This window comes from Kitasatospora sp. NPDC004799 (assembly GCF_040609095.1).
Lineage (GTDB): Bacteria > Actinomycetota > Actinomycetes > Streptomycetales > Streptomycetaceae > Kitasatospora.
In genome coordinates, this window is sequence record NZ_JBEXJK010000025.1 from 28,214 (window position 1) to 40,670 (window position 12,457).

The following is a 12,457-nucleotide window of genomic DNA, read 5'->3' on the forward strand; positions in this document are numbered from 1 at the left end:
GGACCCTCGACGCATCGCCCGAGGTCGTTGGCACCCGAAGGCATGCGCGGGTGGTTCGTGTAACGATTCAGACACCGCCGACCGGGCCCAACCACCCCGTAGGTTGGAGCTTTTGGCTACTCGCGGGACCGACGCAGGGACGGCGGGGGACCTCTTCGATAGGTCAGCCCCTACGTGCGGGAGGCCGCCGACGGGACGGGCAGAAGCACCTGCCCGCTCACCATCCAGCGCAGGACACCCTTGCGCCCCAAGTTGCCGCTCCGCAGTCACCACCTGTTGCCGCCGGATTACCGCACTCGCCGCGCGGCAGCCGTAGCATCGTGTGAGCGGTCCTTGACACCTCGATACTTGACATGGCATCAAATACAGGGCCCACATGGTCAAGAAATCGCAAAGCCCCCACAACGCCGCAGGTCACGAAGTGTCCTCCCCGCACCCGCGGGGGTCAGCCGGTCCCTGACCGGGGCAATCCGGGCGGGACAACGTCCTCCCCGCACCCGCGGGGGCCAGCCGGACAGGCGAGGGTACGAGGGAGCGCGGATCATGTCCTCCCCGCACCCGCGGGGGTCAGCCGAAGTGGATCGACGAGCGCGGCTACCCGCGCATGTCCTCCCCGCACCCGCGGGGGTCAGCCGGTGTGCGATTCGCAGCTCAGTGGCCATCTACAGTCCTCCCCGCACCCGCGGGGGTCAGCCGCACTCGGCCCTCCTCGCCGAGGCGGGACAACCGTCCTCCCCGCACCCGCGGGGGTCAGCCGATGGCCGGCTGCTGCCGGGGCGCCGACGTCACGTCCTCCCCGCACCCGCGGGGGTCAGCCGCCACCCAGACGTCCTCCGGCCGCGCCCGCACCGTCCTCCCCGCACCCGCGGGGGTCAGCCGCCGAGCAGCGTCTGGAGGCCGCGCGGCAGCAGGTCCTCCCCGCACCCGCGGGGGTCAGCCGCAGATCCAGCCCGTCGCCGTGGCCCGCCGTGCGTCCTCCCCGCACCCGCGGGGGTCAGCCGTCCACCTGGAGCTCCAGCGCAGCGATCATGTCGTCCTCCCCGCACCCGCGGGGGTCAGCCGGGAGGATGGGCACATGGACACCACCACGAACGGTCCTCCCCGCACCCGCGGGGGTCAGCCGCAACCCCCGGTGCTGCCAGGGGTGTTGGTGGTGTCCTCCCCGCACCCGCGGGGGTCAGCCGGCCAAGGTGAACGCCCCACGGAACGCGGCGTCGTCCTCCCCGCACCCGCGGGGGTCAGCCGCCGATGACGACCACGGCGGCGACGACGGTCGTGTCCTCCCCGCACCCGCGGGGGTCAGCCGCGGACCTGGTGCTCCTGGACGCGCTTGGGCACGTCCTCCCCGCACCCGCGGGGGTCAGCCGACGGGGCGGCGGCGGGCGGGCTCTGGTCGGCGGTCCTCCCCGCACCCGCGGGGGTCAGCCGTCGTACAGCCTGCCCAGTTCGGTGTCGAACAGGTCCTCCCCGCACCCGCGGGGGTCAGCCGCGGTGGCGTCCTCGGGAACGGTCAGCTCGTAGGTCCTCCCCGCACCCGCGGGGGTCAGCCGTCCAGGCCCAGATCACCAAGGCCTCCGACGCCGTCCTCCCCGCACCCGCGGGGGTCAGCCGAAGAGCGAGTCCCGGTTAGACCCCCGCAGGCAGTCCTCCCCGCACCCGCGGGGGTCAGCCGGTCCGCGTGCCGGGGTCGCCGCCGAACAGGGTGTCCTCCCCGCACCCGCGAGGGTCAGCCGCCGTCCGCGGCGTAGCGGTAGAGGTTGACGTCGTCCTCCCCGCACCCGCGGGGGTCAGCCGAAGAGCGAGTCCCGGTTAGACCCCCGCAGGCAGTCCTCCCCGCACCCGCGGGGGTCAGCCGGTCCGCGTGCCGGGGTCGCCGCCGAACAGGGTGTCCTCCCCGCACCCGCGAGGGTCAGCCGCCGTCCGCGGCGTAGCGGTAGAGGTTGACGTCGTCCTCCCCGCACCCGCGGGGGTCAGCCGGGTGTGGTGGTGGTGGACGCGGCGGAGATGTCCTCCCCGCACCCGCGGGGGTCAGCCGCTGGACGGCTACCCGCGCGACGCCGCTTTCTAGTCCTCCCCGCACCCGCGGGGGTCAGCCCCACTTCCGGCACCGGGCGGTCCGCCGGTACAGGTCCTCCCCGCACCCGCGGGGGTCAGCCGCCGGTCCAGGCCCAGGAGCAGGGTGTTCAGGCGTCCTCCCCGCACCCGCGGGGGTCAGCCGTTCACCCAGGCGCCGATCGAGGGGTACTGGCTGTCCTCCCCGCACCCGCGGGGGTCAGCCGGTCCACCGGGATGGTACGGAACCGGCCGTCGCGTCCTCCCCGCACCCGCGGGGGTCAGCCGCACCTCCGAGGGCTCCGACCACGCCAACTACCGTCCTCCCCGCACCCGCGGGGGTCAGCCGGCGCCAGGCCTCGCCGACGGCGGCCGCGAGGTGTCATCCCCGCACCCGCGGGGGTCAGCCGCCCGCGCCGCCCTCGACGGTCTCCGCCAGCAGGTCCTCCCCGCGCCCGCGGGGGTCAGCCGCAGTTCGCCGAGGCCGGGGCAGGCGGCGTGCTGTCCTCCCCGCACCCGCGGGGGTCAGCCGCGCCCGGTGATGGAGATCACCGGAGTCGGATCGTCCTCCCCGCACCCGTGGGGGTCAGCCGGCGGCGGGGCAGCGCCGCCCGGTGCGGTGATAGTCCTCCCCGCACCCGCGGGGGTCAGCCGATCGGGATCACGACACCCTCCCGAGAACCGCGGTCCTCCCCGCACCCGCGGGGGTCAGCCGGACGGGCGCCGGCAGTGCGTGCAGCTCGCGATGTCCTCCCGGCACCCGCGGGGGTCAGCCGGACCTGGCCTGGCAGAAGCTCGCCCCGGTGCTGTCCTCCCCGCGCCCGCGGGGGTCACCCGTTGGTCGGGACCGGCCCGGACTGGGAGATGGCGTCCTCCCGTACCCGCGGGGGTCAGCCGCCCGGGGCTGCCGACTGAACGCGATGCTGCCCGTGGTCCAGCTCTACGCGCGCGGCGTCCCCCTGCTGCCGCGCCCCGAGGGCACGGACGTACCCCGTCGAGGACCGGGGCTCCGGTGAGGACCTCGGCGTCCTGATCGGGCGCAGCTACGACATGCAGCTCTACTGCTGCCCGCTCTCCTTCGAACAACCGCACCGGGAACTCATGCAGTAGGCGGCCGGAACCGCAGCGCCCACGACCCGCAACGCGGCGGCGGCGCCCGGGAACCGCTCGTCCGGGGTGCCGCTCTTCGCCGTGGCCCGCCCGTTTTCCCCGGGCGGGCCGCTCCCGCACCGGCCGGTTCCGCGGTTGCCCCGGATCAGGCCGCCACCGGTCCCTGGCCCGCTTCGGCCTGCCGTCGACGACCGGGGCCGGGAACCTACTGGCCCGGCAGCGCGCCGGCCCCCGGTCACCGGACCCCGCCGGAGCCGTGTCCCCGTGCCCGGCCGTCGCGCCGGGGACGGTGGCCGTACGCCGTCGACCGCCGAGCGGATCCGTTCACGACCGTCACCGGGCTCGACGGGAGCGGGTGGCGGCCCCCGCCCGTCAGTCGGCCTCCGGGGCCCGTTGGCCCGGGACGGCCTGCGCCCGGTCGTGCTGCAGGGCCCGGAGTTCGGCGAAGGTGCCCGGGGCCGAGGCCAGTTCGTCGAAGGTGCCCTCCTGGATCACCCGGCCGTGGTCGAGGACCACGATCCGGTGCGCGACCCGCGTGTTCTCCAGGTTGTGCGTGACCAGCACGATGGCGCAGTCCTCGGCGATCCCCGCGAGCCCGTTGAAGATCCGGTGCTCCGCGCGCGGGTCCATCGCACTGGTCGGCTCGTCGAGGATCAGCAGCGTCCCGCCGCGCGCCCGGAAGAACGAGCCCGCGGTGACCACCCGCTGCCACTGGCCCTCGCTGATCTCGGCACCGCCCCAGAACTCCTTGGCCAGCAGGGTGTCGAGGCCGTCGTCCAACTCGGCGACCACCTCGTCGGCGCCGGTCGCGGCGGCGGCCTCCAGCACGGCCTCGTCGCCGAGCCCGCGCGCCTGCCCCAGCGTGATGTTCTGCCGGACCGTCAACGGCCAGTGCGAGAAGTCCTGCTGGACGAACGCGACCTGCCGCCACAGCAGGGCCGGGTCCATGTCACGGGTGGAGACGCCGTCCCAGACGACCTCGCCGCCGTCGGGCAGCGTCAGCCCGCACAACAGCTTCATCAGGGTCGACTTCGCCGCACCGTTCACGCCGACCACGGCGACGATCTCCCCCCGGCGGACGCGGAAGTCCACGCCCGCCAGCGCGACCCGCTCCGAACCGGGGTAGGCGAAGGTGACGCCCCTCGCCTCGATCACCGCCGTCCGCGGCGGCGGCGCGGCCGTACCGCGGTCCAGGCGCTGGGAGCGGGCCAGGCCGGTGAACGCCTGCCAGTCGCCGACGTACAGGCCCGTACGGTGGACCGCGGCGGCGTAGTTCGCGGCCGCGTGGAGGTCGGCGGCGGCCGAGCGCAGCGCGATCACCGCGGTGCCGGCCGAGGCGAGGGTGACGTGGCCGCCCGCCAGCAGCCAGGCCAGCCCGCCCCAGACCAGGCAGGCCCCGGCGCCGGAGGCGACGGCGCCGTACAGGCCGAGGACGGCGCTTCGGCCGGCGGCCCGGTCGGTGGCCTCGGTGACCTTCGCGGCGGCCCGGCCGTAGATGCGCAGCAGGAACGGGGCGAGGGTGTTGGAGCGGATCTCGGCGGCCGAGCGCCGGTCGCACAGGATCCAGCGCAGCACGTTGGCGGCGCGGGTGGCGCCGTAGGTGGCCGTCATCGCCCGGTAGAAGGCGTTCGCGGCCGCCGTACGCGCCAGGGCCTGCGGGATGACGGCGAGGACGAGCAGCGGCAGCAGGGCCCAGTGGATCGTGGCGATCACGATCCCGGCGGCCGCCAGGTCGGCGGTGTAGCCGATGACGTCGCGGGTCTGGGACAGCAGGTCGCGGGTGGCGCTCGCGCCGCGGTCGGCGGCGTCCCGGGCGGCCTGGAACTTCGGGTTGTCGTAGGCGACGACCTCGGCGTGGGTGGCGGCGTCGATCAGCTCCTGCTCGGCGGCGCGGGCGATCTTCGGGCCGATCCGTTCGGCGACCCACTCGCTGAGGATGCGCAGCAGGGCGGCCGTCCCGGCCATCGCGGCCAGCACCGCCACGGACGGGGCGGAGCGGGTCAGGCGGTCGGCGAAGGGGCCGGAGCCGGCGACCAGGTGCGTGATCATGCCGGTGGTCGCCAGCAGGCCGAAGCCGGAGGCCGCGGCCGAGGCCACCGCACCGGCGATCAGCGCGATCAGCGCGGGCCGGTCGGCCTGCCGGCCCAGGCGCAGGGCCAGGGCGAGCAGGCGAGGCAGGGCACGGGCGGTCGCCCGCAGGGTGGTCCTGCTGCCGTCGATGATCTCCGCGTCGCTGCCCGGGGGCTGCCACTGCATCATCGCGGCGTCGTCAACGCCGTCCGCCGGGTCGGCCGTCGCCGTCGCCGTCGTCGTCGGCGCCGTCGTCGGCGCGGGGGTGGGGGCGGGGCCAGGGCCGGGGGTGTTCAAGCGGTGGCCTCCCCGGTGAGTGGCCGCCTGGCCAGCTTCTCCAGGTGCCGCTCGAAGACGGACCGGGCGTCCGCGCCGGTGCGCTCGATGAGGAGATCCGCGACGAACTTCAGCACTACGTCGCCGAACGACTCGGGGAGGACAGCGGAGTCCTGATCATCGACGACACCGGCTTCGTGAAGAAGGGCACCACCTCCGCGGGTGCGGGGAGGACGATTCCTGGGACGCGTCGAGGATCGTGTCCACCGGCTGACCCCCGCGGGTGCGGGGAGGACGTGTCGGCGCTGGTCATTGGTGGTGGCTCCTGTGGCTGACCCCCGCGGGTGCGGGGAGGACCTCTCCAGGTAGTGGTCCGGACGGCCATTGGCCGGCTGACCCCCGCGGGTGCGGGGAGGACGCGGCCAGGCCGAACGGCCATTCCCAAGTGTCCGGCTGACCCCCGCGGGTGCGGGGAGGACGTCTGCTCTGAGTAGCCTGCGCTGCGAACGATCGGCTGACCCCCGCGGGTGCGGGGAGGACTCGCCCGCCAGGTCGGCCACCGGCCGCTCCAGCGGCTGACCCCCGCGGGTGCGGGGAGGACTGAGGCCTCCTCGGGCAGGACCTGCTGCTCGACGGCTGACCCCCGCGGGTGCGGGGAGGACCCCAATCGCACCGCGTCCAGCACCGTAGCGGCCGGCTGACCCCCGCGGGTGCGGGGAGGACGTCCACATCCGGGCCCTCGGCGGGCCACTGCCCGGCTGACCCCCGCGGGTGCGGGGAGGACCGGACCGGCCTCACTGTCACCGGCCCGGTGGCCGGCTGACCCCCGCGGGTGCGGGGAGGACTCTTCGCGACCTGGGACGATGTGACGGCTTTGCTGTTTCTTTGCCGATTCCGAATCGGCCTCTGGCAATGGTGTGCGTACGTGAACTGTTGAGGTGTCAAGGAACCACGGCACATCGTGCCACGCATCGGTGATGTGAGGGCCGGAACGCAGCCCATAGACCGTCGGGGCGGGAACCTCAGCCTACGGGGCGAGCCGGGACCAGGCACCGCGGGCCGCTCACGCCTCCCTGCAGTCAGTGCACGGACACGGTGACGACGGCTACGCCCACCCACTGGTCGGCGTCACCGCCAGCAGCCTTTCGACCGGCGCTCCTCGAGGCGGAGCGGATGGCGCGGTGGCACCTGCGGGCCCATGAATCATGCACTGTCCCATAGTTCCGTGATGTCGACCGGTGGCAGCTGTGACAACGTGACGGCGGCGGCGTCCACGGCTGCGGCGTAGCGGGAGTCGCCGAGAACAGCCATCACGGCGTCGGCGATCTCGCCGCGTGTCGCCGCGGCATCCAGCGCGCGGCCGAAGCCGTGCCGGGCGAACGCGGCGGCGTTGCCGGGCTGGTCGGCGAGAACGCCCAGGCCGAGGACGGGCGTCGCCGCCTGCACCGCGTCGAGCAGGGACGCCCGGCCCCCGTGGGTCACGAACAGGTCGGCACGGTGCAGGAGCGCGGGCTGTGGGACGTGCCCGACGACCGTGATGCGGGGGTCCGCGCTACGCAGGTCCCCGGTGAGGTCTCCGGCGGACACGATCGCCTCGCAGCCGAGGTCGGAGAGCGCGGCGATGATCTCCCGGTACACATTCCCGACGACGTCGCGCAGGCCGGACATCGTGGTGGTCAGGGTGCCCAGGCTCACGTAGACGAGCGGGCGTGAGAACGGGGAGCGCTCCGGCCCCTCGGGCAAGGCTGTACGGAACTTCGCGAGGGTGCGCCGGACGGCGCGCGTCGAGGGCGGGGGCGCCTCGTGGAACCACCGGACCGGCGCCGGGGTGAGCATCGCGGGCAGTACGGGTGCGTCCTGGCCGTACTGCTTGTAGAGGGGTGTCAACGCGGGCGCGATGTCGGTGTCCCACAGGTCGTGGAGCACCGGACCGAGGCCGTTGTCCGCGGTGAACACGGGCAGGTCCAGGACCTTCGCCGCGAGGTGCGCACCGGGATCACTGCACTCGGCGATCACCAGGTCAGGCCGTGCCCGTGTCCACGCGGTGATCAGGTCACGGGCCTTCGGTTCGGCATGGTCCGGCCAGAGCCGACCGAAGACGTGGCGGTTGAAGGACGCGTTGCCGCGCTCCTTCCAGACCTCGCTCGCCGCCCACTGAACGGCCGGATCGCAGGTCCAGTCCGTTCCCGCCCGGTGGAACCCCACCCCTCGCCGCCGGGCTTCGAGGCGGAACATCAGGGGGGCGTAGAGCGTGACCGCATGGCCCTGCTCAAAGGCCGGGCCGGTGACGTAGTCGAGTGCCGACACATGGGAAGGGATCGGCTCGGCGGTGATCGCTATCCGTAATGTCATGAATCCTCCATTTATGCGCCGCGGGGCCCGCCGGCGAAGGTCGGTACAGCTGACGGGACGTCAGCTGCCGTGCCGTGCGCCGCAGGCTTCCACAACGGCCCGTGCCGTCCGACCGCCGAGGACGAGGGCCTTATGGACCGCGCCGACGTAGACGACAGGGTCCGGGTGATGGTGCGCATGGTGGTGCACCCGCTGTCGGGACGACCGGAGCATGCCGGGCGATCCGTTCCGGCCACCACGCCCCGGGCACCAGGATGGGGATGGCGGAACGACGACTGACGTCCCGACCAGCGGAAGCGGGGAGACCTGGAACGCCGCAGTGGGACACCGGAGTTGGGAGGGGACGGGTCCCGGAGGAGACGCGGCGACCACGGGAACGAAGGAGGCCGCACGGCCGGCAGCTCGAACACAAGGCCCGCACGCACCGGGGCTACGGAACGCCGGCCCTCCTCGCACCCGCACCAAAAGCACCGCCAAGGCCGGGCCCAGCCCAGCCACGCCCCCCAGTGCTCACCGACCGGAGGGCTCGGCCTCGACCGGATCAGCCAGAGTGGGCGATCGAGGCCTGGAGGTCGTCGTCGCACAGGCCCGTCCGGCAGCACACGGAGCCGGTCGGCCGCGAGCTCCCGAACACGTTGCAGGCGCGCCCTGTCGGGCCCCACCACGGTGAGGATCTCGAATGCCACGCCGGCCGTGGGGGACCGATCCGACGTCACCTCCCGGTAGAGCAGCCAGAGGCCTTGCAGGACGACGTCTCGGCACTGCCCCGGAAGGTCGACTCCCCGCCGAGCGGACTCCGGGTCCGTGCCTCGGCCGCCACCGGCCGCTGGACCAGGTCGAGGTACCACCGGCGAGCGGCCGGTGCGACATCGTCGGCGACCCTAGACGCTGCCGGGGCGCCTCATGACGGCCCGTCCCGGGCACCTCCGTCGCGGGGTGCCAAGGTCCACGGGACGCCTTGCGGGCCCGCATGACCTCAGGACGCCTCCGTAATGACCGCCAGGCAGCGAGCGCTCGCGGTCGCCTCAGCCCCTCCGACGGCCCCCGCCTACTCTTGTACGACGCCACCTCGGCACCTCGTTCGAACCGTGCCCCGAAAGTACCGTTGCACCAGGCGATCCCGGCACACCCGCGGCCGCCACTCGAACATGCCTACCCCCGACGGGAGTTGTGATCATCAGTGTTTTCGTGAAGCGGCCCCGATGCCGGGAGGCAGCGTGGTACGTTCCGTGGTCCAACCGAAAACAGGCGACCCCGGCGGTGCTACCAACACCCCGGGGTCCGGCAACAGGAGCTCCAACTCCCGATGCGCGTCCATCGTAGCGCCCACGTGCGCAACTTCACCGTGCTGCCCAACACCCTGCTACAGGACCGGCGGCTGACCTTCACCGCCCGAGGCCTGCTCGCGGACCTCCTCTCCCGCCCCGACGGTAGGCGCGAGGACGGACGGCACATGGCGGACACCAGCCCCCAGGGGCGCGGCGCGGTCCGCAGGGCCCTCAAGGAACTGACCCAGGCCGGGTACTACCGGGTCGACGTCGTCCGCATGCCCGACGGCACCGTCCGCTCCGAAGCCCACGTCTACGACACCCCGCAGCCGCCGGCACCGGGTCTCCCCCGTCCGGCGCCCGGTGAACCGGCCATCGGCCCCGCAGGCACCCCTCCGATAAAGAACCGGCACCAAGAAACCTCCCACCCCGCCCGGCAGACTGACGAGCCGGCGGCGGACACCGGCGAGGCCTCCGACCGCCCCGGAGAGCCGGAGGAGGCCCCCCGCACCGGCCAGGCGTCGCCCGCGCTGCCCGACGGACAGATCCGCGAGGCGGTCGCGACCCTGCTCCGGGTCATCCGCCCCGAGCCTCGCCTCCACCTCGGCGAGGCCGAAGCACGGGAACTGGCACCGCTCGTCACCCCGTGGCTCCAACGCGGGGCCACCACAGCCGACCTCGCCCAGGCGCTGCTGCACGGCCTGCCCACGCCCCTGCACTCCCCCGTCGGCGTCCTGCGCCACCGCCTGCGGCACAAACTGCCGCCCGCCCCGGCCCCGCAGCAGGCCCCCGGCCCCCGCTACGCCGAATGCGCCGAGTGCCACGACCCCCTGCCGCAGCCCGGCATCTGCACCGGGTGCGCGGGCCTCGGCCGGCCCCGGCCGAAACCCCTGGCCGGCGGCGCAACGTCCGTGGCCACCACCGGCGCCGCCCGGGCCAGGGAAGCCCTGCGCACCCGGACCCGACCGCCCGCCGGACCACGTGCCACGCGGCCGTTCTGCCCTGCCTAGGACCGGCCCGGGCAGCACACCTGCCACGGCCGACGGGGCCCCGGCGCCCGACACGAGCAGCCGGGGCGGGCGGTGCCCGCGTACTCGCCGAAGCGCTCCTACCTGAGCGAGTCCGTCAGCGCGCAGAGCCCATCCATGAACCGGCTCGGCTGTGTGGGCCTGGCCTGGGCGTCGTTCCACAGGTGCCACAGGCCTCCGGGGGTGAGGAAGCGGCTGGCGTGTCCGGTTCCGGTCCGGCTGTCGATGTGCAGGAGCGCGCTGATGGCCCAGTGCTGGTCGTACTGGCAGTCAGGCTGCTGGAGATGGCGTTCCAGGTAGGCCGCCAGGTACAGGGCGTCTTCCTCCGTGCAGAAGCGGGCGAGAGCGAAGCAGTAGCCCTGGCCGGAGAAGCACAGCCGGCTGGCGAGAAGCAGCTCACCCAGAACGTCTCGGAAGTACTGACGGCGGTTCACCCCGATCAGCCAGGCGGCGGTGAGGCGGGAGCGCCACTCGCTCTCCAGGAGGACTTCGAGTTCCTCATCGGTAACCGCCTCGGCGGCCGAGCGCAGCGACTGGAGGAGGAGTGTGCGCTCGCCCTCGTCGGCGCGGGTGAAGTTGGCGTGGAGGAGGTGGAGGTAGCGCGCGGTGTCGTTGGTCGTGGGCTTGACGTAGCGCTCGATGACGTCGAGCAGTTCGGGGTCCGAGGAACGGGGAAGGCGCATGACGGCATCCTCCCGCTCGCCGTCGGCCTACGGGCGGCCGTCAGAAGGCCGGCTGACACATCGGAAAGAAACGCCCTAGGAGTGCACTGACGATCTTGAAATCGTGCCCGGCTTGCACCAGATTGCCCCGATCGATATTTACCGGCGAACTAGGGCAAGACGGGTGGCCGAAGCAAGATCTTCAGCAAACTCCTAGCCGTGCCGGGCGGCCGGGAGCGCCAGCACGACGCCGAGCACCACCAACGTGGCGTACCCGGCGACCTCGTGGCCGGCCGGGACCAGGACCCGGACGAAGCCGAACAGCCGGAAGCCCTCGATCCAGGTGGACAGCAGGCCGGAGGCGCCACCGACGATCAACACTGAACCGAGGTAGCCGAGCAGGGTCTTCATGGTCCCGAGCCTAGGAAGCGGCCCCTCGGCCGGGCATCCGACTTTCGGTGCGGGCGGCCGCCACCAAAGTCGTCCGCTCCGAGCCGCACGGGGCTGCGGCGCAACGGCTCCGGACGGCACTGCACGGCAATGCACGGCTCCGGACGGAGCAGCAGGCCCGGCGCCCCCGCGGCAGCCCGGGTACGTTCGCCGTGTGCCCCCGACCCGCATATCCCCGCAGCCGCCGTACGCCACCAGGACCGTGGCCGGCGCCGCCGCCTGTGCCGTCCTGGTGCTCGCCGCCGTCACCCCGGCGGCCCTCGCCGAGGACTCCGTCCCCGCCGTCGGCGGCGAGCGGCTCGGCCGCCCGGCCGTCCAGGTCGAGCCGCTGGCCGGGGCGCCCGCTCTGCCGGCCGGACTGACCGCCCGCTCCTGGCTGATCGCCGACGCGGCCACCGGCGAGGTGCTCGCCGCCCGCGACGCCCACCTGCCGCTGCCCCCGGCCAGCACCCTCAAGATGCTGTTCGCGGACACCGTGCTGCCCAGGTTCGACCGGGCGCTGGAGCACAGGGTCACCACCGCCGAGCTCGCCGGCGTCGGCGCCGGCAGCAGCCTGGTCGGCGTCAAGGAGAACCTGCCGTACCGGGTCGAGGACCTCTGGCGGGGCGTCTTCCTCAGCTCCGGCAACGACGCCGTCCACGTCCTCGCCCACATGAACGGCGGCATCCAGCGGACCGTCGCCGACATGCAGGACCGCGCCCGGGCGCTGCAGGCCCGCGACACCAGGGTGGTCTCCCCCGACGGCTACGACATGGACGGCCAGGTCTCCTCCGCCTACGACCTCACGCTCTTCGCCCGGGCCGGGCTGCGCAACGCCGACTTCCGCGCCTACTGCGCCACCCGCACCGCCCGCTTCCCCGGCGGGCTGGACACGCTCACCGGCCGGCGCACCAGCTTCGACATCGCCAACACCGACCGGCTGCTCGGCAAGTACCCCGGCCTGATCGGCGTCAAGAACGGCTACACCACCAACGCGGGCGCCACCTTCACCGGCGCCGCCGAACGCGACGGGCGCACCCTGCTGGTGACGGTGATGCACCCGGAGGTGCAGAACACGGTCTACGACGAGGCCGCCGGCCTGCTCGACTGGGGCTTCGCCGCCGCCGGGAAGGTCCAGCCGGTCGGCCGGCTGGTCGACGAGGTCGCCGCGCCCTCCCCCACCGCGCAGGCCGGGGGCGGGGCCGAGGCC

The 12,457-nt window shown here is 73.8% G+C and carries 6 protein-coding genes and 2 CRISPR repeat arrays; of the genes, 2 read left to right on the top strand and 4 right to left on the bottom strand.

Features of this window, described 5'->3' with window-relative positions; genetic code table 11:
* Nucleotides 1-423 precede the first annotated feature (423 nt).
* A CRISPR array of direct repeats spans nucleotides 424-2,949; the repeat unit is 29 nt; unit sequence GTCCTCCCCGCACCCGCGGGGGTCAGCCG.
* A 585-nt stretch (nucleotides 2,950-3,534) separates the two neighbouring features.
* Nucleotides 3,535-5,529 carry an ABC transporter ATP-binding protein gene (locus ABZW03_RS05935; RefSeq protein WP_355252844.1) on the bottom strand — a complete coding sequence of 665 codons (1,995 nt, stop codon included), beginning with the start codon at nucleotides 5,527-5,529 and terminating at the stop codon, nucleotides 3,535-3,537.
* A gap of 185 nt (nucleotides 5,530-5,714) precedes the next feature.
* Nucleotides 5,715-6,353: a CRISPR direct-repeat array (repeat unit 29 nt; unit sequence CGGCTGACCCCCGCGGGTGCGGGGAGGAC).
* Nucleotides 6,354-6,711: 358 nt separating this feature from the next.
* Nucleotides 6,712-7,860, bottom strand: a complete 1,149-nt coding sequence (locus tag ABZW03_RS05940) for a glycosyltransferase (RefSeq protein WP_355252847.1) — start codon at nucleotides 7,858-7,860, stop codon at nucleotides 6,712-6,714.
* Between the two features lie 1,306 nt (nucleotides 7,861-9,166).
* Here ABZW03_RS05940 and ABZW03_RS05945 point away from each other — a divergent pair.
* Nucleotides 9,167-10,138, top strand: a complete 972-nt coding sequence (locus ABZW03_RS05945) for a hypothetical protein (protein WP_355252849.1) — start codon at nucleotides 9,167-9,169, stop codon at nucleotides 10,136-10,138.
* Nucleotides 10,139-10,236: 98 nt separating this feature from the next.
* Here the strand turns inward: ABZW03_RS05945 and ABZW03_RS05950 are convergent, their stop codons facing one another.
* Both ABZW03_RS05950 and ABZW03_RS05955 read right to left on the bottom strand, forming a co-directional pair.
* The gene (locus ABZW03_RS05950; protein WP_355252852.1) at nucleotides 10,237-10,839 is read right to left on the bottom strand and encodes a DUF6000 family protein; all 603 of its coding nucleotides are present in this window, start codon (nucleotides 10,837-10,839) and stop codon (nucleotides 10,237-10,239) included.
* 192 nt (nucleotides 10,840-11,031) lie between these two features.
* Nucleotides 11,032-11,229, bottom strand: coding sequence for a hypothetical protein (locus ABZW03_RS05955; RefSeq protein WP_355252855.1), 198 nt, complete (start codon nucleotides 11,227-11,229; stop codon nucleotides 11,032-11,034).
* Nucleotides 11,230-11,497: 268 nt separating this feature from the next.
* Here ABZW03_RS05955 and ABZW03_RS05960 point away from each other — a divergent pair.
* Nucleotides 11,498-12,457: D-alanyl-D-alanine carboxypeptidase (locus ABZW03_RS05960; RefSeq protein ID WP_355252861.1), on the top strand; the 960-nt coding region annotated here is incomplete at its 3' end.